The 25471-nt window shown below is 73.8% G+C and carries 20 protein-coding genes and 3 tRNA genes; 9 read left to right on the top strand and 14 right to left on the bottom strand.

Annotated features, from left to right (window positions below):
• The first annotated feature begins 143 nt into the window (after positions 1 to 143).
• Positions 144 to 1790, top strand: a complete 1647-nt coding sequence (locus MTR79_RS27210; protein ID WP_244792161.1) for a M4 family metallopeptidase — start codon at positions 144 to 146, stop codon at positions 1788 to 1790.
• Positions 1791 to 1818: 28 nt separating this feature from the next.
• Here MTR79_RS27210 and MTR79_RS27205 read toward each other — a convergent pair whose 3' ends face one another.
• The 3 genes from MTR79_RS27205 to MTR79_RS27195 all read right to left on the bottom strand — a co-directional run bounded on the left by MTR79_RS27205 (position 1819) and on the right by MTR79_RS27195 (position 5073).
• A complete protein-coding gene (locus MTR79_RS27205) occupies positions 1819 to 3930 on the bottom strand; it encodes a molybdopterin oxidoreductase family protein (protein WP_244792160.1) in 2112 nt (703 codons plus the stop codon).
• Between the two features lie 147 nt (positions 3931 to 4077).
• A complete protein-coding gene (locus MTR79_RS27200) occupies positions 4078 to 4332 on the bottom strand; it encodes a type II toxin-antitoxin system CcdA family antitoxin (RefSeq protein ID WP_244792159.1) in 255 nt (84 codons plus the stop codon).
• A 36-nt stretch (positions 4333 to 4368) separates the two neighbouring features.
• Positions 4369 to 5073 carry an ElyC/SanA/YdcF family protein gene (locus tag MTR79_RS27195; protein ID WP_244792158.1) on the bottom strand — a complete coding sequence of 235 codons (705 nt, stop codon included), beginning with the start codon at positions 5071 to 5073 and terminating at the stop codon, positions 4369 to 4371.
• A gap of 201 nt (positions 5074 to 5274) precedes the next feature.
• On the opposite strand from MTR79_RS27195, the gene MTR79_RS27190 reads away from it, so the two are divergent.
• The 4 genes from MTR79_RS27190 (at position 5275) to dnaG (ending at position 10864) form a co-directional block, all read left to right on the top strand.
• Entirely contained in the window at positions 5275 to 6075 is an 801-nt protein-coding gene (locus tag MTR79_RS27190; protein ID WP_244792157.1) for a sirohydrochlorin chelatase, read from the top strand.
• Positions 6076 to 6124: 49 nt separating this feature from the next.
• Complete coding sequence (locus tag MTR79_RS27185; RefSeq protein WP_189365948.1) at positions 6125 to 7432, top strand: deoxyguanosinetriphosphate triphosphohydrolase; 1308 nt, start codon at positions 6125 to 6127, stop codon at positions 7430 to 7432.
• 100 nt (positions 7433 to 7532) lie between these two features.
• A complete protein-coding gene (locus MTR79_RS27180; RefSeq protein ID WP_086704357.1) occupies positions 7533 to 8798 on the top strand; it encodes an FAD-dependent oxidoreductase in 1266 nt (421 codons plus the stop codon).
• A 146-nt stretch (positions 8799 to 8944) separates the two neighbouring features.
• Entirely contained in the window at positions 8945 to 10864 is a 1920-nt protein-coding gene (dnaG, locus tag MTR79_RS27175; protein ID WP_244792156.1) for a DNA primase, read from the top strand.
• A gap of 8 nt (positions 10865 to 10872) precedes the next feature.
• Here the strand turns inward: dnaG and MTR79_RS27170 are convergent, their stop codons facing one another.
• Positions 10873 to 11856, bottom strand: coding sequence for a nucleotidyl transferase AbiEii/AbiGii toxin family protein (locus MTR79_RS27170; RefSeq protein ID WP_244792155.1), 984 nt, complete (start codon positions 11854 to 11856; stop codon positions 10873 to 10875).
• The gene (locus tag MTR79_RS27165; RefSeq protein WP_244792154.1) at positions 11853 to 12509 is read right to left on the bottom strand and encodes a hypothetical protein; all 657 of its coding nucleotides are present in this window, start codon (positions 12507 to 12509) and stop codon (positions 11853 to 11855) included. The genes MTR79_RS27170 and MTR79_RS27165 overlap by 4 nt, the downstream gene beginning before the upstream one ends.
• Before the next feature lie 102 nt (positions 12510 to 12611).
• Here MTR79_RS27165 and MTR79_RS27160 point away from each other — a divergent pair, with 102 nt between their 5' ends.
• Positions 12612 to 13904 carry an RNA polymerase sigma factor gene (locus tag MTR79_RS27160; RefSeq protein WP_086704288.1) on the top strand — a complete coding sequence of 431 codons (1293 nt, stop codon included), beginning with the start codon at positions 12612 to 12614 and terminating at the stop codon, positions 13902 to 13904.
• A 48-nt stretch (positions 13905 to 13952) separates the two neighbouring features.
• On the opposite strand, the gene MTR79_RS27155 is transcribed toward MTR79_RS27160, so the two are convergent.
• The 4 genes from MTR79_RS27155 to MTR79_RS27140 form a co-directional block, all read right to left on the bottom strand.
• Positions 13953 to 15881 (bottom strand): ABC transporter ATP-binding protein, encoded by a 1929-nt coding sequence (locus MTR79_RS27155; RefSeq protein WP_244792153.1) that lies wholly within the window; start codon positions 15879 to 15881, stop codon positions 13953 to 13955.
• Positions 15881 to 17614, bottom strand: a complete 1734-nt coding sequence (locus MTR79_RS27150) for an ABC transporter ATP-binding protein (protein ID WP_244792152.1) — start codon at positions 17612 to 17614, stop codon at positions 15881 to 15883. Before MTR79_RS27150 ends, MTR79_RS27155 begins: the two co-directional genes overlap by 1 nt.
• A gap of 123 nt (positions 17615 to 17737) precedes the next feature.
• Positions 17738 to 19189: an FGGY family carbohydrate kinase gene (locus MTR79_RS27145; RefSeq protein ID WP_078895094.1), complete on the bottom strand. Its 1452-nt coding sequence runs from the start codon at positions 19187 to 19189 to the stop codon at positions 17738 to 17740.
• A 38-nt stretch (positions 19190 to 19227) separates the two neighbouring features.
• Complete coding sequence (locus MTR79_RS27140; protein WP_048457702.1) at positions 19228 to 19533, bottom strand: hypothetical protein; 306 nt, start codon at positions 19531 to 19533, stop codon at positions 19228 to 19230.
• 170 nt (positions 19534 to 19703) lie between these two features.
• Here MTR79_RS27140 and MTR79_RS27135 point away from each other — a divergent pair.
• The 3 genes from MTR79_RS27135 to MTR79_RS27125 all read left to right on the top strand — a co-directional run bounded on the left by MTR79_RS27135 (position 19704) and on the right by MTR79_RS27125 (position 20108).
• Positions 19704 to 19776 (top strand) — tRNA-Asn (locus MTR79_RS27135).
• Positions 19777 to 19781: 5 nt separating this feature from the next.
• Positions 19782 to 19854, top strand: a tRNA-Asn gene (locus MTR79_RS27130).
• A gap of 177 nt (positions 19855 to 20031) precedes the next feature.
• Positions 20032 to 20108, top strand: a tRNA-Ile gene (locus MTR79_RS27125).
• Between the two features lie 38 nt (positions 20109 to 20146).
• Here MTR79_RS27125 and MTR79_RS27120 read toward each other — a convergent pair.
• The 5 genes from MTR79_RS27120 to MTR79_RS27100 form a co-directional block, all read right to left on the bottom strand.
• Entirely contained in the window at positions 20147 to 20317 is a 171-nt protein-coding gene (locus MTR79_RS27120; protein WP_189365952.1) for a hypothetical protein, read from the bottom strand.
• A 66-nt stretch (positions 20318 to 20383) separates the two neighbouring features.
• Positions 20384 to 21055, bottom strand: a complete 672-nt coding sequence (locus MTR79_RS27115) for an ANTAR domain-containing protein (RefSeq protein ID WP_189365953.1) — start codon at positions 21053 to 21055, stop codon at positions 20384 to 20386.
• Between the two features lie 238 nt (positions 21056 to 21293).
• Positions 21294 to 22331 carry a rod shape-determining protein gene (locus MTR79_RS27110; protein WP_048457566.1) on the bottom strand — a complete coding sequence of 346 codons (1038 nt, stop codon included), beginning with the start codon at positions 22329 to 22331 and terminating at the stop codon, positions 21294 to 21296.
• Positions 22332 to 22619: 288 nt separating this feature from the next.
• Entirely contained in the window at positions 22620 to 23978 is a 1359-nt protein-coding gene (locus tag MTR79_RS27105) for a carboxyl transferase domain-containing protein (RefSeq protein WP_244792151.1), read from the bottom strand.
• A complete protein-coding gene (locus tag MTR79_RS27100) occupies positions 23971 to 25440 on the bottom strand; it encodes an acyl-CoA synthetase (RefSeq protein ID WP_244792150.1) in 1470 nt (489 codons plus the stop codon). The genes MTR79_RS27105 and MTR79_RS27100 overlap by 8 nt, the downstream gene beginning before the upstream one ends.
• Between the last annotated feature and the right edge of the window lie 31 nt (positions 25441 to 25471).

Raw genomic sequence — 25471 nt, 5'->3', positions numbered from 1 at the left:
AGCCTTGCGGGAACGATTCTCTCCCCTCACACACCCCCACATTCGCGCTATGGACATGACAGGCGCCCCCCACTTGAATCGCGGTCACCACCAGCCACACCCCGCCCCCCACCCGCCTCGGGGCGCCCGTTCCAGGAGACCGCTTGAGCCCGATACGGCATGCCCGACGTTCCCGTCTCGCCGCCGCGGGAGCCGCCGTCACCGGCGCCGCCCTGCTGGCCACCGCCCTCACCCCCGTCGCCGCCGGTGCGGCCGGCCGCCCCACCCGCGCCGCCGCGATCGACGCCGCCGCCTCCGTCCTGGCCGAGCGCGCCGACGCCCTCGGCCTCACCGCCGCCCAGGACACGAAGGTCCGTGACGTCGTCGTCGACGCGGACGGCAGCCGCCACGTCCGCTACGACCGCACCTACCGCGGACTCCCCGTGCTGGGCGGCGACTTCGTGCTGCACCTCGCCCCCGACGGGTCCTACCGCGACGTCACCCGCGCCACCCGCGCCGCGATCGACCTCCCCACCGTCTCCCCGCGCCTCGCCGCGCCCCGCGCCGCCGACGTCGCCGCGAACCTGCTGCGCGCCGCGCACCTCGGCGAGACCCTGAACCGGCTCACCGCGCGCCCGCAGCTGGTGGTCGACGCCCTGCACGGCGCTCCCCGCCTCGCCTGGCGCACCGACGTCGCCGCCCAGGACTCCGCCGGCAACCCGGTCGCCCGCACCGTCCTCACCGACGCGCACACCGGCGCCCGCATCGACGCCTGGGACCGCCTGGAGAGCGCCACCGGTGACGGCACGTCCCTGTACGGCGGCACGGTTCCGCTGGAGACCACGCGGACCGCGTCCGGCTACGAGCTGAAGGACCCCACCCGCGGCGACACCTACACCGGCGACGCGGGCAACCGCACCGACCTGTGCGTGCTCGTCGTCTGCCTGATCCGCGCCCCCGCCCCCGTCGTCACCGACGCCGACAACCACTGGGGGACCGGCACCGCCGCCGACCGCGCCACGGTCGCCGTGGACGCCCAGTACGGCACGGACGTCACCTGGGACTACTACGAGGACACGCACGGCCGCCGGGGCATAGCCGGCGACGGCAAGGGCTCGTACAACCGCGTCCACTACGGCAACGCCTACAACAACGCCTTCTGGGACGACCGCTGCTTCTGCATGACCTACGGCGACGGCGACGGCACCCTGATGGGCCCGCTGGTCTCCCTGGACGTCGCCGGGCACGAGATGACCCACGGCGTGACCTCGAAGACGGCCGGGCTGACCTACTCGGGCGAGTCCGGCGGCCTGAACGAGGCCACGTCCGACATCTTCGGCACGCTGGTGGAGTTCCACGCGGCCAACGCGCAGGACCCGGGCGACTGGCTGATCGGCGAGGAGGTCGTCCGCGACGGCTTCGGGAAGGACGCCCTGCGCTTCATGGACCGTCCCTCCAAGGACGGCAAGTCGGCGGACTGCTGGGACGCGTCGGTCAAGGACCTCGACGTCCACCACTCCTCCGGCGTCGCCAACCACTTCGCCTACCTGCTCGCCGAGGGCAGCGGCGCGAAGACCCTGGGCGGCACCGTCCACAACTCCCCGACCTGCGACGGCTCGACGGTCACCGGCATCGGCCGCGCCAAGCTCGGCAGGATCTGGTACCGGGCCCTCACGGTCCACATGACCTCGTCGACCGACTACGCCGGCGCCCGCACCGCCACCCTGAAGGCGGCGGCGGACCTCTACGGCGAGGGCGGCGCCGAGCACCAGGCGGTCGCGGCCGCCTGGAGCGCGGTGGGCGTGGGCTGACCCGCCCCCTGTCCCGGAGGCGGTGCGCTCACGGGCGTACCGCCTCCAGGCGTACCGCGCACGCCTTGAACTCCGGCATCCTCGACGTCGGGTCGAGGGCGGGGTTGGTGAGGGTGTTGGCGCGGCCCTCACCGGCCCAGTGGAACGGCATGAACACCGTGTCCGGACGGATCGACGTGGTGATCCGGGCCGGGGCCACCGCCCGGCCGCGCCGTGACACCACGGCCACCGGCTCGCCCTCGGCGGCGCCGATCCGCCGCGCGAGGCGCGGGTGCAGCTCCACGAACGGGCCGGGCGCGGCGGTGTTCAGCTCGTCCACGCGGCGCGTCTGGGCGCCGGACTGGTACTGCGCGACGACCCGCCCGGTGGTGAGCAGCACCGGGTACTCCTCGTCGGGTTCCTCGGCGACGGCCCGGTGCGACACCGGCACGAACCGGGCCCGGCCGTCCTCGGTGGCGAACCGGTCGAGGAAGAGGCGCGGGGTGCCGGGGTGGACGGTCGCCTCGGCCGCCGCGCCGGGGGAGGGGCAGGGCCAGAACACGCCGTTCTCCTCGGCGAGCCGGCGGTAGGTGATCCCCGAGTAGTCGGCTGGCCCGCCCTCGCTCGCCCGCCGCAGCTCCTCGAAGACCTCCTCGGGGTCGGCCGGGAAGCGCTTCTCCGGGCTGCCCTCGCCGCCCAGCCGCGCCGCGAGCTCGTGCAGCACCTCCAGGTCGCTGCGCACGCCCGTCGGCGGGGTGATCGCGCGGCGGCGCAGCAGCACTCTGCCCTCCAGGTTGGTGGTGGTGCCCGTCTCCTCCGCCCACTGCGTCACCGGCAGGACGACGTCGGCGAGTTCGGCCGTCTCCGACAGCACCACGTCGCACACCGCGAGGAAGTCCAGCGAGCGGATGCGCTCCTCGACGTGCGCGGCGCGCGGCGCCGACACCACCGGGTTGGAGCCCATCAGCAGCAGGGCGCGGATGTCCGTGCCCAGCGCGTCCAGCAGTTCGTAGGCGCTGCGGCCCGGTCCCGGCAGGCTGTCCGGGTCCACGTCCCACACCTGGGCCACGTGTGCCCGCGCGGCCGGGTCGGTCAGCTTGCGGTAGCCGGGCAACTGGTCGGCCTTCTGGCCGTGTTCGCGGCCGCCCTGCCCGTTGCCCTGCCCGGTGAGGCAGCCGTACCCGGACAGCGGGCGGCCGGGCCGGCCGGTCGCCAGGGCCAGGTTGATCCACGCGCTCACCGTGTCGGTGCCCTTGGACTGCTGTTCCGGACCCCGCGCGGTGAGCACCATCGCGTGCTCCGGCGCGCAGAACATCCGCACGGCCTCGCGTAGTTGGGGCACGGGCACGCCGGTGATCCGCTCCACGTACTCCGGCCAGTGCGCCATCGCCGCGGCCCGGGTGTCCTCCCAGCCGGCCGTGCGCTCCCGGATGTACTCCTCGTCGGTGCGGCCCTCGGCGACGACCAGGTGCAGCAGACCCAGGGCCAGCGCGAGATCGGTGCCGGGGCGCGGCGCCAGATGCAGGTCGGCCTGCTCGGCGGTGCGCGTGCGGCGCGGGTCGACGACGATCAGGGTGCCGCCGTTCTCCTTCAGCTCGGTGAAGTAGCGCAGGGCCGGGGGCATGGTCTCGGCCGGGTTGGAGCCGACGAGTATCACGCAGCCCGTCCTCGGGATGTCCTCCAGCGGGAACGGCAGCCCCCGGTCGAGCCCGAACGCCCTGCCTCCCGCGGCGGCGGCCGACGACATGCAGAACCGGCCGTTGTAGTCGATCTGCGAGGTGCCCAGCACCACCCGGGCGAACTTCCCCAGCGCGTACGCCTTCTCGTTGGTGAGACCGCCCCCGCCGAACACCCCGACCGCGTCCGCGCCGTGCTCCGCGCGGGCACCGCCGATCCCCTCGGCGATCCGGTCCAGGGCCTCCTCCCAGGAGGCCGGCTCCAGCGTGCCCGCCGCCGACCTGACCAGCGGCGAGGTCAGCCGCACGGCCGACGACAGCACGGCCGGGGCGGTCCGCCCCTTCCCGCACAGCGCCCCCCGGTTCACCGGGAAGTCCACGCGCTCGCTCACCTCGACGGTCCGCCCGTCGGCGGTCGGCGTGAGGTTCATGCCGCACTGCAGCGCGCAGTAGGGGCAGTGCGTGGACGTCACGGTTTCTCGCATACGGCCCAGACTGCGGCGCCGGTGTTACGCACCACGCCGACCGCTGTTACACCCCGGACACGGTGCCCTCTCCTCCGGACGGGAGGCGTGGTGAGGGGCCGGCGTGACGTCACCGCGGGCCGGCTGCGGCGTCCGCCGTCCGCTCGGTCACCGGCTCGACCTGCCCGCCGACGCGCCGGCACGGGTGTGCCCGCCGATTCGGGAACGGGCATCCGCCGGCTCCGCTTCGGTGAAGACTCCATGCTTTTCCTGATGGCGTTGAAGATCGGCTTCGACCAGCCGCCGCCGCAGCTCACGGGCGGCCGCTTCGGCGACATACCCCGAGACGTCGTCGGTCAGTTCCTTCAGGGCGGCGACGAGCTCCGCCGTGAGCGTCACCGTGATCCGCGTCGTATCCGCCACGAGGGAAAGGTACTCGTCGAGTACCGGGCCCGCCCCTCAGCCCGGCGTGCCGGACCCTCGCGCGTCCGCCAGCGCCCTCCGCACCCCCGGCTCCTCCGGCCCCAGGAAATGGGGATCCGGGCGGAACGCCGCGTCCAGGGCCGCCTTGCCCGCCGCGAGGACCTCGCGCGCGCCGCCGTAGTACCAGGTGACGTCGTGGCGGTCGTCCACGCCGACGCCGTACGACGTGACGCCGGCCGCCTCGCACAGGGCCACCGCGCGGCGGATGTGGAAGCCCTGGCTGATCAGCACCGCCCGGTCCACCCCGAAGATCTTCCGGGCGCGGACGCAGGAGTCCCACGTGTCGAAGCCCGCGTAGTCGCTGACGATCCGCGCGTCCGGCACCCCGTGCCGGGTCAGATAGGCGCGCATCGCGTCCGGCTCGTCGTAGTCCTTCCGGCTGTTGTCGCCGGTGACCAGCACCACCCGGATCCGCCCCGCGCGGTACAGCTCCGCCGCCGCGTCCAGCCGGTGCGCGAGGTACGGCGACGGCTCCCCGTCCCACAGCCCCGCGCCGAACACCACGGCCACCCCGGTGTGCGGCACGTCGGCGACGGTGCGCAGCCGGTCGCCCGTGCTCAGCCGCAGCCAGGTCGCCGGCAGCAGCGCCAGCACGCACACCGCCGCAAGGGCCTGCACCAGCCGCCGCCGTCCCGCGCGGGTGCGCGGCAGCCGTGGACGGCGGACGGTGATACGGCGCATGGGACGGCCTCCCCCGGGTCGGTCCTGGACCCGGTAGGACGCCAGGCCGGGGCCCGCGGTTCGCGCCCTGTGACCGGCCTCACGGCGCAAAGGACGGAGATCCGCCACCTCACACCGCCCCCCGCCCCCGCGTGAACACCCCGCAAACACCCGTGACCCCGGTGCAACGGCAGGGCAACCTCGTCCGGTCACGCTCGCTGCATGACGGCGTATCCGACGCACCCCGGCGCCCGGCCCCGACCGGCCGCCCCGCCCCCCGCCCTCGTCGTGGTGGCCCACGGCAGCCGCGACCCGCGCGCCCTGGCCACCGCGCTGCGGCTGCTGGAGCGGGTCCGCGCGCTGCGGCCCGGCCTGCCGGTGCACCTGGGCCACATCGAGCTGAACGCCCCGCTGCTCCCCGACACCCTCGACGAGCTGGCCGCCTCCGGCGCCGGGTCCGCCGTGCTCGTCCCGCTGCTGTTCGGCCGCGGCCACCACGTCACCCGGGACATCCCCGACGCCGCCGCCGCGGCGCCCCTGCCCACCCGCGTCGCCGCCCCGCTCGGCGCGCACCCCCTTCTCGTCGACGCCCTGCACGCCCGGCTCACCGAGGCGGGCTGGCGGGAGCCCCGGGACGCGGGGGAGCGCCGCCGCAGCGCCGTCGTGCTGGCCGCCGCCGGGTCCCGCGCGCCCGCATCCCGCGCCGACACCGCACACCTCGCCGCCCTGCTCGCCGCCCGGCTCGGCGTGCCCGTCGTCCCCGCCTACGCCTCCGCCGCCGCGCCCACCGTGCCCGAGGCGGTCCGCGCCCTCGCCGCACGCGGCCGCACCCGGGTCGCCGTCGCCTCCTGCTTCACCGCGCCCGGCCGGTTCGCCGCCGAGTGCGCGGACGCGGCGCCCGGCACCGTCTCCGACCCGCTGGGCACCCACCCCGCGACGGCCCGCCTGCTCCTCCACCGCTACGACCAGGCACTGCGCACCGGAACCCCGGCCGTCGGGCCGGCCGCCCTGGCGACGGCCTGACACGACCACCGGTGTCCGGCATGTCACCGGCCGGGGCTACTGTCGGGTCATGGAAGGCATCACGTCCGGCACGACCGACCCGTCCGCCCCCCACCTCCCGCCCGCCGGGTACGACCCGTCGGCCGTCGAGCGCTGGGCCGCCGAGCCCGACAAGCGGCCCGGCCGCACCGCCTTCCAGCGCGACCGGGCCCGCGTGCTGCACTCCGCGGCGCTGCGCCGCCTCGCCGGCAAGACGCAGGTCGTCACCCCCGGAGAGCAGAGCCAGGTGTGGGACGCCAGCCCCCGCACCCGCCTCACCCACTCCCTGGAATGCGCCCAGGTCGGCCGGGAGCTGGGCGCCGCCCTCGGCTGCGACCCCGACCTGGTGGAGGCCGCCTGCCTCTCCCACGACCTCGGCCACCCGCCCTTCGGCCACAACGGCGAACAGGCGCTGAACGAGTTCGCCGAGGACTGCGGCGGCTTCGAGGGCAACGCCCAGTCGCTGCGGCTGCTCACCCGCATCGAGCCCAAGCGGTTCACCCCCGACGGCTCCGTCGGCCTCAACCTCACCCGGGCCGCCCTCGACGCGGCCACCAAATACCCCTGGCCGCGGGGCGCCCACCCCACCGACCCGGCCTCCGTGAAGTTCGGCGTCTACGACGACGACCGCCCCGTCTTCGAATGGCTCCGCAAGGACGCCCCCGGCACCCGCACCTGCTTCGAGGCGCAGGTCATGGACTGGGCCGACGACGTGGCGTACTCGGTCCACGACGTGGAGGACGGCCTGCACGCGGGCCACATCGACCCCAACTGCCTGCACGCCGACCCCGAGCGGGACGCCGTGTTCGCGGTCGCCGTCGGCCGGTACGTCCCGGCGGACACCGACCCCGCCGAACTGGCCGAGGCCCTCGACCGGCTGCTCGCCCAGGAGTGGTGGCCGCACGGCTACGACGGCACCGCCGTCGCCCAGGCCCGCCTCAAGGACGCCACCAGCCAGCTCATCGGCCGCTTCTGCCTCGCCGCCGAGGGCGCCACCCGGCAGGCCTGGGGCGCCGGCCGCCTCACCCGGTACGCGGCCGAGCTGGTCGTCCCGCGCTCCACCCGCATGGAGTGCGCGGTCCTCAAGGCCGTCGCCGACCGGTACGTCATGCAGCGCGCCGAGCAGGAGCGGCTCCGCGCCGACCAGCGCGTCGTCGTACTGGAGCTGGCGGAGGCGCTGACCGTCCGCGCGCCCGAGGGGCTGGATCCGCAGTTCCGCACGCTGTTCGACCGGGCGCCGGACGACCGCGCCCGCAAGCGGGTCGTCGTGGACCAGATCGCCTCCCTGACGGACGCGTCGGCCCGCTCGCTGCACGCCCGGCTCACCGCCCGGACGTGAGACGGACGTGGGACGGGTGGCCTGATCGGGTCACTCCCCCTTCCCGCGGCCTTCCGCTTGCGGGAGGCTCGCTGATGGCAACGCTCGAAGGAGGCATCACGTGGTCGACGCGGATCAGACTTTCGTCATCGTGGGAGGCGGCCTGGCCGGCGCCAAGGCGGCCGAGACGCTGAGAGCGGAGGGCTTCACCGGCCGCGTGATACTGATCTGCGACGAACGCGACCACCCCTACGAGCGCCCGCCGCTCTCCAAGGGCTACCTCCTCGGCTCGGCGGAGCGCGACAGCGTCTTCGTGCACGAGCCCGCCTGGTACGCGCAGCACGACGTCGAACTCCATCTGGGGGCGACCGTCGCCGCGATCGACCGCGCCGCGAGGACCGTCCGCTTCGGCGAGGACGGCACCACCGTCCGCTACGACAAGCTGCTGCTCGCCACCGGCGCCGAGCCCCGCCGGCTCGACATCCCGGGCACCGACCTCGTCGGTGTCCACCACCTGCGCCGCCTCGCCCACTCCGAGCGCCTCAAGGGCGTCCTCGCCTCCCTCGGCCGGGACAACGGCCACCTGGTGATCGCCGGCGCGGGCTGGATCGGCCTGGAGATCGCGGCGGCCGCCCGGCACTACGGCGCGGAGGTCACCGTCGTCCACCGGGGGCCGGCCCCGCTGCACTCGGTGCTCGGGCCCGAGCTCGGCCAGCTCTTCGCCGAGCTGCACCGCGAGCACGGCGTGCGGTTCCACTTCGGCGCCTCGCTCACCGAGATCACCGGCCAGGACGGCATGGTCCTCGCCGCCCGCACCGACGACGGCGAGGAGCACCCGGCGCACGCCGTGCTCGCCGCGATCGGCGCGGCCCCGCGGACCGCCCTCGCGGAGGCGGCGGGCCTGGAGCTGGCGGACCCCGCGTCCGGCGGGGGCGTCCTCGTCGACGAGCGGCTGCGCACGTCCGACCCGGACATCTACGCGGCGGGGGACGTCGCGTCCTTCCCGCACGCGCTGTTCTCCACCCGGCTGCGGGTGGAGCACTGGGCCAACGCGCTGAACGGCGGTCCGGCGGCGGCGCGGGCGATGCTCGGGCGGGACGAGATCTACGACCGCGTCCCGTACTTCTTCACCGACCAGTACGACCTCGGCATGGAGTACTCGGGCTGGGCGCCGCCCGGGTCCTACGACCAGGTGGTGATCCGGGGCGACGCGGGGAAGCGGGAGTTCATCGCGTTCTGGGTGCGCGAGGGACGGGTGCTCGCCGGAATGAATGTGAACGTGTGGGATGTCACTGATCCGATCCAGGCGCTGATCCGGTCCCGGGAGGCGGTGGACACGGAGGCGTTGGCGGATCCGCACGTGCGGTTGGAGAGCCTGGTCGCCTAGGAGGTGCCGGGGGCGCGTCCGGCGTGGGTGCGGCGGCGTCGTGGCTGGTCGCGCCCACGCGGCGGAGCCGCACATGTCACAGCCCCGCGCCCCTGGAGGGTGCCGTGGCGACCGGAGATGTCCGAGGCGCCCCGTAGACTTCACGCGTGGCCGGGAGGATCAACGACGAGGACGTGAAGGCGGTTCGGGACGCGGTCCCGATCGACGCCGTGGTGTCCGAGTACCTCCAGCTGCGGAACGCGGGCGGCGGCAACCTCAAGGGCCTCTGTCCGTTCCACGACGAGAAGTCGCCGTCCTTCCAGGTCAGCCCGAGCAAGGGACTCTTCCACTGCTTCGGCTGCCAGGAGGGCGGTGACACCATCACGTTCGTGATGAAGATCGACCACCTCACCTTCTCGGAGGCGGTCGAGCGGCTGGCCGGACAGGCCGGCATCACCCTGCGCTACGAGGAGGGCGGGTACAACCCGTCCCACCAGCGCGGGGAGCGCATCCGCCTGGTCGAGGCGCACAAGCTGGCCGCCGAGTGGTACGCGGAACAGCTCGCGACCGGCCCCGAGGCGGAGACCGGCCGGGTCTTCCTCGCCGAGCGCGGCTTCGACCAGGCCGCCGCCGTGCACTTCGGCGTCGGTTACAGCCCCCAGGGCTGGGACCACCTCACCCGCTTCCTGCGCGGCAAGGGGTTCAGCGACAAGGAGCTGGTGCTCTCCGGGCTCGCCCAGGAGGGCCGCCGCGGTCCGATCGACCGGTTCCGCGGCCGGCTGATGTGGCCCATCCGCGACATCGGCGGGGACGTCGTCGGCTTCGGCGCCCGCAAGCTGTACGAGGCGGACAACGGCCCGAAGTACCTCAACACGCCCGATACGGGGATCTACAAGAAGTCGCAGGTCCTCTACGGCATCGACCTGGCGAAGAAGGACATCGCGAAGTCCTCCCGCGCGGTCGTCGTCGAGGGCTACACCGACGTCATGGCCTGCCACCTCGCGGGCGTCACCACGGCGATCGCCACCTGCGGCACCGCCTTCGGCACCGACCACATCAAGATCCTCCGGCGTCTGCTGATGGACAACGGCTCGGCGCGTGTGATCTTCACCTTCGACGGCGACGCGGCCGGGCAGAAGGCCGCCCTGCGCGCCTTCGAGGACGACCAGAAGTTCGCCGCCGAGACGTACATCGCCATCGCGCCCGACGGCATGGACCCCTGCGACCTGCGGCTCGCCAAGGGCGACGAGGCGGTCGCCGACCTGGTCGAGCCGCGCACCCCGCTGTTCGAGTTCGCACTCCGCCAGATCGTCGGCCGCTACGACCTGGACACCCCGGCCGGCCGTGCCGCCGCCCTGGACGAGGCCGCCCCGGTCGTCGCCCGGATCAAGAACAGCGGCGCCCAGCACGAGGTCGCCGTCCAGCTCGCCGGGATGCTCGGCATCCTCGACACGCAGTTCGTGGTCAAGCGGGTCGCCCAGCTCGCCCGCTGGGCCCGCGACCGCGGCGGCAAGGGGCCCGCCCCCGAGCGGCCCGGCCGCCCGCAGCACGGCGGCCCCCAGCAGCAGTACGCCGCCGCCCCGGCCGCCCCGCGCGGCCCCGCCCTGAACCTCCGCAACCCGGTCTTCGCCACCGAGCGCGAGCTGCTCAAGCTCGCCCTCCAGCGCCCGGAGCTGGTCTCGCCGGCCTTCGACGCGTACGGCGTCGACGAGTTCACCGCCCCGCCCTACGCGGCCGTGCGCCAGGCGATCCTGGACGCGGGCGGCGCCGAGTACGGCGTCCAGGACCCGCAGGAGTACCTGATCCGCGTCCGCGACGCGGCCCCCGACGACACCGTCCGCGCCATGGTCACGGAGCTGGCGGTCGAGGCGATCATGCGACGGGCGGTCGACGAGGTGTACGCGGGCGAGGTGCTGGTCCGGGTGCGGCGCCGGGCCGTCGAGCGCCGCGTCCGCGAGGTCAACGGCAAGCTCGCCCGCCTGTCGCACCACGCCGACCAGGCCGAACTGTCCGCCGTCCAGAACGAGCTCTGGGTCCTCCAGCAGTACGACCAGGCCCTCCGCGAACACGGCGCGGCAGCGCTGTAACGCCGCGCTCACTCCTCCGAAAACGCTCCCGACACCGCCCGCACCAGCCGCCCGGCGAAATCCTCCCCGGAGTCGGCGAGGTGCGGGTACTCGACGGCGAAGTGATCCCACTCCACGTAGGCGACGGCCTCCACCACGTCCTCCAGGAGGATGTGCTCACGCCGGTGAGGCCATTCGCCGCCCAGCTGGAACACCTCGTGCAGCAGCTCACGGCGCAGCGGCCACCGCTCTGCCAGCAGGACCGCGTCGTACAGGTCCTTGCCCTGGCCATACGAGTCGTTGATCAGCCACATCAGCTTCCACGCCAGGGACAGCCCCGGGCTCGCCGCCCACACGACCGCGCCGTCCGGCAGCTCCACCGGCTCGGGCTCCTCGGGAAGCCGCTCGTTGAAGACGAAGTCCAGCTGCACGTGCCCGCCGGGCAGCCCGGGCGCCGTCCACGGCAGCACCATGCGCCGCCCCGGCACCCGGTCGTAGGTCCAGATGTCCTCGACCACCGCGCCCCCCGCCGAGATGCCCACACCCTCGCCGTACGCCTCCGCCCCCGCCCGCGCGACCTCGGCGATCCCCTCGAGCATCCGGTCCGTCCGCCCGTCGTCGATGTCCCAGGTGTGCGGTACGACGACGAAGTCCAGGTCACCGGGCTCGCGGGCGGCGTCGCCGAACCACGCGGCCATCAGCACGCTGCCGCGCAGCACCAGCGCGTCCGCCCAGGGGGAGCCGGCGACCGCCGCGAGCACCAGGTCCAGGGCGCGACGCCGGGCCGCCCGCCAGTCCGCACCCCGGGTGGGGTCGCCGAAGCGGGGGTCGGTCGCCCGGTAGGCGTTGTCGTACTGCTTCACCGACGGGTCGAAGACGAGCCGCTGCTCCACCTCGTCGGCCGGCACCGTCCGCAGGGTGCGCGGCAGTCGCTGCTCCTGCCGGGTCCGCTCGTCGAGCTCGCCCGGAGGAACGGGCATGCCCGACTCGAGCATCCGCCGCCAGTCGCTCATATCCGTGCCCCCTCCGGCTTCGGAAGCCAGCCCTCGTCCACCGTCACATCACTGTCGTACAACACGAACTCCCGCTCCACGTCCAGCACATGGTGACCGCTCAGCTCCGCGAGCAGCGCCTCGAACGCCCGGCCCGCGGCGGACGCGTCCACTCCGTGACAGCGCTGGGTGACGAAGCGCTCGTGCCGCGCCCCGGCCCGCGCCCGCCGGGCATTCCACGACAGATGCGCGCCGTGCGGCACGACCCGGGCGGCGAGAGCGGCCAGATCCGCGTCCGCATCGAGCAGCAGCTTCACGTGGTGCTCGAAGTACCGTCCGTCCCCGCAGGGCCCGTCCGGGACCTCCGGCGCCCACGGCGTCGACTCGGTCTTCACCCGCACCGGCTCGAAGCCCGCCGCGCGCAGCCGCACCACCACCTCGCGCGCACGCGCCGCCTCCTCGGCGTAGGAGCGGGCGCCGGTCAGGGTGAGCATCGGCTGGTCGCGCATCCGGCCCCGGGCCGGCACGATGCGCGTCAGCTTCAGACCGGCCGCGGCGCACCAGCGGCTCAGCCGCTCGTGCTCGGCGGAACCGGAGCAACGGACCGTCACATGACTCTCGTACCAGGCGGTGGACACCCGCACATCGTTCCAGATCAAACGGGCGTTCGACATCCGGTCAAGTGCTGCGGATGACCGCGCGGTGACCGGCCGGATGCAAAAAGTCATCGCACGCCCCTCGTGGGGACGATGTGTCGTACCCCACACTGGGGGGCGGTGCCTGAGTCCTCGGAGCGCGGCCGGCCCGTCGGTGACGGGTCGCACACCCCCGCGGTTCCGCTCATCGCGTACGGGACGGACAGCGGCGAGGCCGTCGACTCCGCCCCTGAAGTACCGCTGCCCCACCCCCAGGCAGCGATCATCCTGGAGGTCGCCCCCGTGCAGACCCAGACCCTCACCCAGACCGACAGCGACGTCGTCGGCGCAGCGCCGGACGCGGATCTGCTGGTGGCGATGCCCGCGCAGATTCGCGTCGGGCAGCCTCCCGGGACCGGTCCCGAGCCGCCCGCGCAGGCGGTGGACCCCGTCGAGGCCGGGCCGCCGGACGTCGTGGAGCCGGCCGAGCCCGTCGGCCCGCGGGTGCGGCCGGAGACCGGCGGTCCCTCCTCCGACCTGTTCCGCCAGTACCTGCGGGAGATCGGCCGCATCCCGCTGCTCACCGCCGCCGAGGAGGTGGAGCTCGCGCGCCGGGTCGAGGCCGGGCTGTTCGCCGAGGAGAAGCTGCGGCTCACCCCCGACCTGGACAGCAGGCTCGCGCACGACCTGGACCGGCTCGTCGTCATGGGCCGCATGGCCAAGCGCCGGCTGATCGAGGCGAACCTGCGGCTCGTGGTGTCCGTGGCGAAGCGGTACGTGGGGCGCGGGCTGACCATGCTCGACCTGGTCCAGGAGGGCAACCTCGGCCTGATCCGCGCCGTCGAGAAGTTCGACTACGCGCGCGGCTTCAAGTTCTCCACGTACGCGACCTGGTGGATCCGGCAGGCCATGTCCCGGGCCCTCGCCGACCAGGCCCGCACCATCCGGGTGCCGGTGCACGTCGTGGAGCTGATCAACCGCGTGGTGCGGGTGCAGCGGCGGATGCTCCAGGAGCGCGGCTACGAGCCGACGCCGCAGGAGGTCGCCGCCCAGCTGGACCTGCCGCCCGAGCGGGTGGGCGAGGTGCTGCGGCTGGCCCAGGAGCCGGTGTCGCTGCACGCGCCCGTGGGCGAGGAGGACGACGTCGCGCTCGGCGACCTCATCGAGGACGGGGACGCCGCCAGCCCCGTGGAGTCGGCGGCGTTCCTGCTGCTGCGGCAGCACCTGGAGGCGGTGCTGTCCACCCTGGGGGAGCGCGAGCGCAAGGTGGTGCAGCTGCGCTACGGCCTGGTCGACGGCAGACCCCGCACCCTGGAGGAGATCGGCCGCATCTTCGGGGTGACCCGCGAGCGGATACGGCAGATCGAGTCCAAGACCCTCAACAAGCTCCGCGACCACGCCTACGCCGATCAACTGCGCGGCTACCTGGACTAGTCGGCGGGGTGCCGGAGGGCCGGTCCCTGCCCCCCGGCACCCCTGGCCTCAGTCGACCTCCGCGACCGCCTGCGCGAACTGCGCCTTGTACAGCCGGGCGTACGCCCCGTCCGCCGCCAGCAGCTTGTCGTGCGCGCCCTGTTCGACGATGGATCCGTTCTCCATCACCAGGATGGTGTCCGCGTCGCGGATCGTGGACAGCCGGTGCGCGATGACGAACGACGTACGGCCGTGCGCCAGCCGGGCCATGGCCTTCTGGATCAGCACCTCCGTGCGCGTGTCCACGGAGCTGGTCGCCTCGTCCAGCACCAGGATCACCGGGTCCGACAGGAACGCCCGCGCGATCGTGACGAGCTGCTTCTCGCCCGCGCTGACCCCGCTGCCCTCGTCGTCGATGACGGTGTCGTACCCGTCCGGGAGGGTGCGGACGAACCGGTCGGCGTGCGCGGCCCGGGCCGCCTCCTCGATCTCCTCCCGGCTGACCTCGCGCGACGCGCCGTACGCGATGTTCTCCGCGATGGTGCCGCCGAACAGCCAGGTGTCCTGGAGCACCATGCCGATCCCGGCGCGCAGTTCGTCCCTCGTCATCCGCGCGATGTCCACGCCGTCCAGGGTGATCCGCCCGCCGGACACCTCGTAGAACCGCATCAGCAGGTTGACCAGCGTGGTCTTGCCGGCGCCGGTCGGGCCGACGATGGCGACCGTGCGGCCCGGTTCGACCGTCAGCGACAGGTCCTCGATCAGCGGCTTCTCCGGGTCGTAGCGGAACGACACGTGCTCCAGCTGCACCCGCCCGCGCAGCTCCTCGGGACGTTCGGCGGGCGACGGGTCGGCCTCCTGCTCCTCCGCGTCGAGCACCTCGAAGACGCGCTCGGCGGAGGCCACGCCCGACTGCACCAGGTTCGCCATCGACGCGACCTGCGTCAGCGGCATCGAGAACTGCCGCGAGTACTGGATGAACGCCTGCACGTCCCCGATGGACAGCGACCCGGACGCCACCCGCAGACCTCCGACGACGGCGACCAGCACGTAGTTGAGGTTCGACACGCACATCATCAGCGGCTGCATGACCCCGCTGTTGAACTGCGCCTTGAACCCGGCCTCGTACAGCGCCTCGTTCTCCTCGGCGAACTTCCGCGCGGACTCCTCCTGGCGCCCGAACACCTTCACCAGGGCGTGCCCGGTGTACATCTCCTCGACGTGCGCGTTGAGCGTGCCGGTGGAGCGCCACTGCTGCACGAAGTGCGGCTGCGACCGCTTCCCGACCCGCGTGGCGACCACGAACGACAGCGGCACCGTCACCAGCGCGACCAGCGCCAGGATCCAGGAGACGTAGAACATCATCGCCAGCACGCCGATGATGGTGAGCAGCGAGTTGATCAGCTGGCCCATCGACTGCTGGAGCGTCTGCCCGATGTTGTCGATGTCGTTGGTGGCCCGGCTCAGCACCTCACCGCGCTGCCGCTTGTCGAAGTACGACAGCGGCAGCCGCGACAGCTTCGTCTGCACGTCCTCGCGCATCCGGAACATGGTGCGGTTCACGGCCCGGTTCACCAGCCGCGTCGCCACCGCCATCAGCAGCCCCGCCGCGCCGAACACGGCCAGCGCCAGCAGCAGCACGTGCCCCACCGCGGTGAAGTCGATGCCCTGGCCCGGGGTGAAGTCCGTGGAGCGCAGCATGTCGGCGACCTGGTCGTCGCCGCGGGCCCGCATCGACTCCAGCACCTGCCCCTTGGTGGCGCCCTCCGGCATGTCACGGCCGACGATGCCCGCGAACACCAGGTCGGTGGCCCGCCCCAGGATCTTCGGCCCGACCACGCTGAGCCCCACGCTCAGCACGAGACAGGCCAGCAGCCCGTACATGGTGAGGCGTTCCGGTCCGAAGCGGCCGAGCAGCCGCTTGCCGGACCCCGTGAAGTCGATCGACCGCTGGCCGGGAGCGACCCCCGCCGTCATCCGGCCCCCTGGCCCCGCCATCAGGCCGCCTCCGCTTCCGTCAGCTGGGAGAGCACGATCTCCCGGTAGGTCTCGTTGTCCGCCATCAGCTCGTGGTGCCGGCCGGCGCCGACCACCCGGCCCTCGTCCAGCACCACGATCCGGTCGGCGTCCCGGATGGTCGCCACCCGCTGGGCGACGATCACCACCGTCGCCTCGGCCGTCTCCCGCGCGAGCGCCGCGCGCAGGGCCGCGTCGGTGGCGTAGTCGAGCGCGGAGAAGGAGTCGTCGAAGAGGTAGATCTCCGGGCGCTGCACCAACGTCCGGGCGATGGCCAGGCGCTGGCGCTGACCGCCGGAGACGTTCGTCCCGCCCTGCGCGATCGGTGCGTCGAGCCCGCCCTCCAGCCGCTCCACGAAGTCCCTGCCCTGCGCCACCTCCAGCGCGTGCCACAGCTCCTCGTCCGTGGCGTCCGGATTGCCGTAGCGCAGATTGGTGGCCACCGTGCCCGCGAACAGGTACGGCTTCTGCGGCACCAGGCCGACGGTCCGGGCGAGCAGCGGCGGGTCGACGTCCGCCACCGGCACCCCGTCGACCAGCACCTCGCCCTCGGTGGCGTCGAACAGCCGCGGCACCAGCCCCAGCAGCGTGGACTTGCCGCTGCCGGTGGAGCCGATGACGGCGGTGACCTCGCCGGGCCGCGCCACCAGGTCGACCGCCCGCAGCACCGGCTCCTCGGCGCCCGGGTAGCGGAAACCCGCGCCCCGGATCTCCAGGTGTCCGTGCCGGCGCAGCTCGGTGACGGGCGCGGCCGGCGGCACCACGCTCGAGGAGGTGTCCAGCACCTCCTGGACGCGCTCGGCGCACACCTCCGCGCGCGGCACCATCATGAACATGAACGTGGCCATCATCACGGACATGACGATCTGCATCAGATAGGCGAGGAACGCCGTCAGGTCGCCGATCTGCATCCCGCCGCTGTCGATGCGGTGCGCGCCGAACCACACCACCGCGATCGACGACAGGTTCACCACCGTCATGACCACCGGGAACATCAGCGCGAGCAGATTGCCGGCGCGCAGTGACACGTCGGTCAGCTCGGTGTTGGACCCGTGGAACCGCCGCTGCTCGTACGTGTCCCGCACGAACGCGCGGATGACCCGGTTGCCGGTGATCTGCTCGCGCAGCACCCGGTTCACCGTGTCCAGGCGCTCCTGCATGGTGCGGAACAGCGGCCGCAGCCGGCGCACGATCAGTGTCACGCAGACGCCCAGCACGGGCACCACCGCGACCAGCACCCCGGACAGCGGCACGTCCAGACCGAGCGCCAGCACCACACCGCCCACGCACATGATCGGCGCCGACACCATGAGGGTGAACGTCATCAGGGTGAGCATCTGGATCTGCTGGACGTCGTTCGTCGTCCGCGTGATCAGCGACGGCGCCCCGAAGTGACCGACCTCACGGGCGGAGAAGGACTGCACCCGGTCGAACACCGCGGCGCGCAGGTCCCGCCCCAGGGCCGCCGCGGTCCGGGCCCCGTAGTACACGGCGCCGACGTTGCAGACGACCTGCGCCAGCGAGATGCCGATCATCAGTCCGCCGTAGCCCAGGATGTAACCCGTGTCACCCTGGACGACACCGTTGTCGATGATGCCCGCGTTCAGCGTGGGCAGGTAGAGCGTGGCGCAGGTCTGCAGGAACTGCAGGAGCACCAGCAGGGCGAGGGATCTCTTGTAGGGCCGTAGACGGTCACGTAGAAGTCGTATGAGCACGCTGCATCTCTCGGAGTGGACGGCGGGGCCAGTGGTTGCCCGTGGCCCCTATCGTCGAACACTCCACCGGCGTTACCTCAACCCGTTTACGGGCCCCGGCGCGCCGTCCCCGCGCGCCCCCTCCTACTGCTGGAACGCCCCCGGATGCGTCTGCTCACGCACCGCCACGTACTGCTGGCGCACGGCCTGACCCACCGCCAGCTCCTCGCCCGGGTCCAGCACCTGCGCCACCGGACCCGGCCACACCGGCGGGGTCCGCGGATCGAGGGTGCCCTGCGAGACGCCGAGCGCCCAGGCCGCCTGCCGGGCCGCGCCCGTCGCCGCGTAGTCAGCGGGCTGCGGCACGACCACCTGCGCCCCGAACAGCGCGGGCGCCGCCGCCTGCACGGCGGGCAGTTCGGCCGCGGACCCGAGCAGGAACACCCGCCGCACCTCCACGCCCCGCCCGCGCAGCACGTCCAGCGCGTCCGCGAGCCCGCACAGCATCCCCTCGAAGGCCGCCCGCGCCAGGTGCTCCGGCTTCATCGACTCCCGCCGCAGCCCCGCGAGGGTCCCGGCGGTGTGCGGCAGGTTCGGGGTGCGCTCGCCCTCCAGGTAGGGCAGCAGCACCAGCCCGTGCGCACCCGGCGTCGACTTCATCGCCAGGTCGGACAGGCTCTCCAGGTCCGGCAGCCCCAGCAGCTCCGCGGTGCCGCGCAGCGCCCGCACCGCGTTCAGCGTGGTGACGACGGGCAGATGCATACCGGTCGCGTCGGCCAGCGACGTGATCGAGCCGCCCCGGTCGACGAGCGGCTCGGGGTGTACGGCCATCACCGAGCCGGACGCGCCCATCGACACCACCGCGTCGCCCAGCCCGATGCCGAGCCCGAACGCCGCCGCCATGGTGTCCGCCGTGCCGGCGGAGATCATCAGCCCCTCGGGGGTGGTGCCGGCCGCCTCGGCCGGGCCGATCACCTCGGGGAGCATCGCCTGGTGACCGAGCGCCAATTCCACCAGGTCGGGCCGGTAACCGCCGGTCGCCGCGGCCCAGTAGCCGGTGCCGGAGGCGCCGCCCCGGTCGGTGGTCCGGCGCACCGGCCGGCCCAGCAGCTGCCACACCAGCCAGTCGTGCGCCTGGAGCAGCACCGCGGTGCGGGCCGCGTTCTCCGGTTCGGTACGGGCCATCCAGCGCAGCTTCGTCACCGGCTGCGCGGCGCCCGGCACACAGCCCACGGCCTGCGCCCACGCCTCGCGCCCGCCGAGCGCGTCGACCAGATCGGCCGCCGCGACCTGCGCGCGCTTGTCGCCCCCCGTCATCGCCGGGCGGACCGTGCCGCCTTGCGCGTCCAGCGGGACCAGCGCGCCCGCCTGTGCGGACACCCCGATGGCCTGCACGCCCTCCAGCAGTCCGCCGCTCGCGGCCTCGCCCAGGGACAGCAGCCAGGCCTGCGGGTCGGCGTCCGAGGAACGGCCGGTGTCGGGACCCTGCACCGGGTGCGGGGCGTACCCCTGCCTGAGCACGGCCCCGGTGTCCGTGTCACAGACGACGACGCGAGTGAAATCGGGCGCACTGTCCAACCCGGCGACTATCCCCATACGGTGATTTTGCCGCATGGGGAGGGGTGCGGTGTCCGTCAGGTGTTGCTCGTGCCCCAGTCGTCCTCGGCCGGGCCGTGGGCGGTGCGCTCCCGCAGGGCGTGGACCCGCTGCGCGACCGAGTCGGGCACACGGTCGCCGACCTTGTCGCTCATCACGTGGTACGCCTTGTCGGCGAACTCACGGCTCTGCTGGGCCGCGGACTCCGCGGTGTTGCGCACCGCGGGGTTCTGCGCCAGCTGGAGCGCTGACCTCTTCATCTGCTCGTAGCGCTCCCGCCCGGCTTTCGTGCCCAGCACGTAGCCCAGGACGGCTCCGGCGACGAACGTGAGCCGGTATCGCATGGCGGCCACCCTTCCCGTTGTTCCAGTCTGCGTGGGTCTCCGGCGCGGCGACGGGCCGGGGAGTACCGATTGGCGGAGCACCCCCCTGCTTGCGCTAATGTATGTGTCGCAGCGAGCGCGCGCCCCCTGGCGAATACCCAGGCGGGTGCGTTCGATGCAGAACGAGGCATTCCTCCGTAGCTCAATTGGCAGAGCAGCCGGCTGTTAACCGGCAGGTTACTGGTTCGAGTCCAGTCGGGGGAGCTCGGTCCTCCGTAGCTCAATTGGCAGAGCAGCCGGCTGTTAACCGGCAGGTTACTGGTTCGAGTCCAGTCGGGGGAGCATGCTGAACGAGGACCCCGTCGGGGTCCTTTTTCATGTCCGGTGGAACCGCGCGCGGCGCGGCGCTGTCTTCATGGTCAACAGGGCCGTACGCAGCCGACCATCCGAAGCAGGAGATCGTATGAGCGGCTATGCTGCGGCAGACGGCGCGCACACATGTACGCGACACGCCGCTATGGGGCGGTAGCTCAGCCGGTTAGAGCAGCGGACTCATAATCCGTCGGCCGTGGGTTCGAGTCCCACCCGCCCCACCACGTCACGGTTCACCGGAACCGTCACCCCGGAGCCGGGGTCAGCCGCCTCCGTGCGTCCCCCGTACGGCGTTGTCGTCGGACGCCGACGGCGCGTCCGACGCGTCACGCTCCCCTTCCGCCTGTGACGGCGTGGTGTGCACCACGTCGGGGGTGGTCCATTCGCTGTCGTCCCGGTCGCCCTCGGCCTGGGACGGAGTGTGCTCGCTCATCGTGCCGCCTCCCTGTCGCGGGACCCGTCGGTTACGGCGACTACGAGTACCCCTCGCGCGGCGATGTCACCGCGGGGCGCGGCGGGCGAGGGCGCGGGCCAGCGCCGTGCGCACCTCCGGCGGCGGGGGAGTGCCCTCCGCCTCCGCGCAGGCCGTCAGCGACTCCGCCACGGTGCGCAGCTTGGTGTTGGACAGCTGCGACGCCTCCCGCAGGATGTGCCACGCCTCGTCCGAGGAGCAGCCGTACGTCGCCATCAGGACGCCGCGCGCCTGGTCGATGACCGGGCGGGACGCGATGGCCTGCCGCAGCTGCTCCACCTCCTCCTGGAGCAGGTGCAGCCGCTCCTGGCGCTCCAGCGCCACCGCCGACCCGGCGGGCGAGGGGCACGGCGCGGGGGTGCGCAGCGGGTCCGTGGTGTCCAGCCCGGCCAGCTCCAGGATGCGGCGCGGCTGGCCGCTCCAGCGGGACGTGGTGACCGGCATGGACCGCCGGCGGGCGTGGTCGCGCAGCACGTCCAGGAACTCCAGACCCGCGGTGTCCATGAAGTGCACACCGCTCATGTCCAGGTCCACCCGCGCGGTGCCGGCCGGCAGCTCCGCCAGCTTCGCGGCCAGCATCTGGGCGCATCCGCGGACCAGCTCCCCGCGCGGGGTGAGCAGCGCCCGGTCCGCGTCCATGCGACCGCCGATGACCAAGGTGTCCTGCCGTCCCGGGGGGAACGATGCCGCGGAAGTCATGTCACCGCCCTGTCGGTGCTCGTGGATGGGTGGCCGGCCGGGCCGTCCCGGCGGCCCCGGCCGGCGCCGGCGCCCGCGCGAGAGGCTGCGCACCGTACTGCTGCGCTGCGGATTCGCCTGCCCACCCTGAGCCGCGGTACACACCGCGCCGCGTGAAACGGCCGGTAACGCACGACGGCCCGCCCGCACGGATGCGGGCGGGCCCGGGGGAGGGGCGGGCGGCGGGTCCAGATGCGTCTCAGGCGCCCAGCGGGTCCAGGACCATGGGGGAGATACGGCCCTCCAGCATGGCGCCGAGCCCCTCCACGGCGCACAGCTCCGGCTGTTCCGCGATGTGCACCGGCATCCCGGTCGCCTGACGCAGCATCTGGTCCAGGCCCGGCAGCAGGGCGCTGCCGCCGACCATCATGATGCCGCGGTCGGCCAGGTCGGCGACCAGGTCGGGCGGGCAGTCCCGCAGCACCTTGCCGATGCCGTCGAGGACCGCGGTGAGCGGCGTCTGGATGGCCCGCCGCACCGCCGCCGTGTCCACCTTCACCGACCGGGCGAGCCCGGTGGCGACGTCCCGGCCGTGGATCTCCGTGACCTCGGGCCCCTCCGGCGTCAGCCCGTTCCCCTCCAGCGCGAGCTGAAGAGGCCGCACGGACTGGCTCGGCAGCATCAGCTCGTGCTGGTGGCGCAGGTGCTGCACGATCGCCGCGTCCACCGCCTCGCCGCCCACCGGGATGCGCTCGGCCCGCACGATCGAGCCGAGCGACAGCACGGCGACCTGGGTGGCGGCCGCGCCGCACACCATGATCATGGTGGCCTCCGGCCGCTCCACCGGCAGCCCGCAGCCGACGGCCGCCGCGATCAGCGTGTCCACCAGTTCCACCCGGCGGGCGCCAAGACCGACCAGCGTCTCGATCGCGGCGCGCTGGGCCAGCGGGTCGGAGTCGTGCGGGGTGCAGGCGGCCGCCCGCAGCCGGGGCCTGCGGCGCAGGGCGCGGCGGGTGCGGTCGCCGATGAGCTGACGCAGCATCCGCTGCGCCATCTCGATGTCGACGACGGTGCCGCCCGTCACCGGCCGGACGACGCGGATGTAGTCGGGGGTGCGCCCGGTCATCTTCTCCGCGAACTCGCCGACGGCGATCAGCGCTCCGGTACGGGTGTTCACGGCGGCGACGGACGGCTGGTCGACGACGAGGCCGGCGCCCTTGACGTACACCCGGGTGCGGGCCGCGCCCAGGTCGACGGCGAAGTGGCAGCGGCGCAGCTGCTCCAGACTGGCGGTCACGGCAGTTCCTCCCGAGTGCGCGGCCGGAGGCCCGCCGGGCGGCGGGCCTCTTCGCATCGTGCGCGCCGGGCGGGGGCGGCGCCTTTCCTGGGGGGCCGGGAGAGGGGCCGCCGAACGGGGGGTGGAGGCGAGTGCCTTACAACGGGTCAGGCCGGGCGGCGTGTGGACGGTGAGCGCGCCTGACGGTGGATCGGCGACCCGGACTTCTGCTGACAGCGCTTCAGGACCGCTGGTCGGGGCGGGCGGCAGGCGTGGGCCCACGGTCGTGCGGGTCCCTCCCGGGACTTCTCAGCCGAAGCCGGCCGCCTGGGCGCCCTCCGGACCCACGACCCCTCGCACCACCCCCAGCTCCACCAGATCCTGCGGCCGGATGCGCAGGGCGTCCGCCGTGGGTTCCACCTCGGACGGCGGGCGCTTCAGGATCGCCGCCGCCAGTTCCGGTGCGATCACCGAGAAGTAGCTGTCCGGGGTGGCCCAGGTGTTGCCCGGCGCGGCCGGAGCGAGTGCGCCGCCCGAGCCGCCCTCCCCGATGACCAGCGTGGTCAGCGGCGTGCGGGCGGCGGCGACGGCGGCGAAGAGGTCCGCGACGGCCGCCCCCGCGCCCTGCCGTTCCGCCTCCGCGTCGTTGGCCGCGCCCGGGGTGTCCACCAGGGTCAGCACCGGTATGCCGAGGCGGTCGGCGAGGCGGATCAGACGGGCGGCCGTGCGGTAGCCGGCGGGGCGGGTGGCCGTGCCCGTCTGGGCCGCGTAGGCGACCGTGCGGCCGCCGTGGTCGCCGAAGCCGCAGAGCATGCCGTCGGGGTCGGCGCCGCCGCAGCGGTCACCGGAGAGCGTGACGCGTGACCTGAAGTAGGCGTTCAGGTAGGCGATGGCGCGCGGGCGGTGCGGTGAGCGGGCACGGCTCACCGCGTCCCAGCCGGTGGCCGGCAGGTCGACCGCGCCCAGTGCGTGCGGCGGCGGGGCCGGGTCGGAGGACGGGCGGGTCAGCAGCCGCAGCCAGCGGCCCAGAGTCGTGCGCAGCTCCTCCGGCGGGACCAGCGCGTCCGCCGCTCCCGCCGCGACCTGGGCCTCGGCCGTGTACGCCGTCGGGTCCGCGTCCGGAGGGCGGACCCGGGAGCCGGCGAAACCGACCTGCGCCCCGGGCAGGGCGAGCACGACGTCCGCACCCGCGCCCAGCGTGGCCCAGCCGCCGCCGGTCGTCGGGTCCCGCAGGACGGCTGTCTGGGGGAGCCCCGCCTCGCGGGCCCGCGCCGACGCGCGCGCCACCCGCTGGAGCTGGGTCAGGGCGAGCATGCCCTCCTGCATCCGGCTGCCGCCGGTGGCGACCAGGGACACCAGCGGCAGCCGGTGCGCGACGGCGTGCGCGTAAGCGGCCTCCAGGCGGTCGCCGGTGCCCTCGCCGAGGGAGCCGCCGAGGAAGCCGAACTCGAACGCGATCAGCACGGCCCGCGTGCCTTCGACGTCCGCGACCCCGCAGACCACGGACTCGGTCTCGCCGGTGCGTGCGGCGGCGCGGGCGTGGGCCTCGTCGTAACCGGACCAGCCGAGCGGGCCGTCCGGCGCGGATCGCCGCTCCGGGTACGGCAGTTCGGTGAACGTGTCCGTGACCAGGGCGAGGGCCTCGCGGGCCGACGGGCGGTCAGCCATGCGTCAGCGCCCGCTTCATGATCTTGCCCATGTCGTTGCGGGGCAGCACGTCGAGGTGGCGGACGACCCGGGGCCGCTTGTGCGGGGCGAGACGCGCCGCCACATGGTCCGCCAGCTCCTCCAGACCGGGCGGGGACTGCGGGTCGGCCGGCACCACCCACGCCACGATCCGCTCGCCCAGGTCGGCGTCCGGCTCCCCGGTGACGGCGGCCTCCTTCACGCCCGGGTGTTCCAGCAGCGCGTTCTCGATCTCACCCGCCCCGATCTTGTACCCGCCGCTCTTGATCAGGTCGGTGGCCTTGCGGCCGACGATGCGGACGTCGCCGCCGGGGTCGCGGACCGCCATGTCGCCGGTGCGGAACCAGCCGTCGGCGGTGAACGCGTCGGCGGTGGCGTCGGGCCGGTTGAGGTACTCGGTGAACAGGTTCGGCCCGCGCACCTGGATCTCCCCCACGGTCTCGCCGTCGTACGCCGCCACCGGGGTGCCGTCCTCCTCGACCAGCCGCAGCTCTACGCCGGGCAGCGGCACGCCGACCGAGCCGGGTCGGGTCTCGCCGTCGACGCGGACGCTGGTGTTCATCAGCGTCTCCGTCATGCCGTACCGCTCGACGACCCGGGCGCCGGTCGCCGCCGTGATCCTCTCGTGGTCGTGCACCGGCAGCGCGGCCGAGCCCGACACCAGCAGCCGCGCCCCGGACAGCGCCCGCACCAGGTCCGGCTCGGCGGGCAGCGCCTCCGCGACGCGGTGGTACATGGTCGGCACGCCGAACAGCATGGTCGCGCCGGAGTTCAGCTCACGGGCCACGCCCTCGGTGGTGAACCGGCCCAGATGACGCACCGACCCGCCGCGCCGCAGCGGGCCCAGCGTGCCGAGGACCAGGCCGTGCACATGGAACAGCGGCAGGCCGTGCACCAGCACGTCGGCGTCGGTCCACCGCCAGGCGTCGGCGAGGGCGTCCAGCGTCGAGGCGATCGAACGGCGGGGGATCACCGCGCCCTTGGGCGGGCCGGTGGTGCCGGAGGTGTAGACGATCAGGGCGGGGTCCTCCGGGTCGAGCTCCCGGTCGTCGGGCACGGAGCCCGGGTCGGTGCCGCGGGCCGGGTCCACCTCCACGCGGCGCAGGGCGGCCGGCGCGTCGGGCAGCGCGGCACCGGGCGCCGCGAGGAGCACGTCGGGGGCGCTGTCGCCGAGGATGTGGCCCAGCTCCCGCGCGCCGGACTTCGGGTTGAGCGGGACCACGACCACCCCGGCGAGCAGCGCGGCGGTGACGGCGACGGCGGTCTCCAGGGTCGGAGTGGCCCACACGGCGGCCGTGCGTACCCCCTTGAGGTCCCCGGCCACCGAACCGGCCGCTGCGGCGAGTCCCCCGTATGTCAGTGAGCGCTCGCCGAAGCGCAGGGCGGGACGGCCGGCGGAGCCGCCGGCCGGGCCGGCGGTGAGGGACGGGAAGAGAGAGGACACGCGTCGTACTCCTTGGGTCGCTGTCGTCGCT

This window comes from Streptomyces sp. BJ20 (genome assembly GCF_022869105.1).
GTDB lineage: Bacteria > Actinomycetota > Actinomycetes > Streptomycetales > Streptomycetaceae > Streptomyces > Streptomyces griseoincarnatus.
The sequence above is the reverse complement of the archived record's forward strand: the minus strand, read 5'-3'. Positions and strand labels throughout refer to the sequence as shown.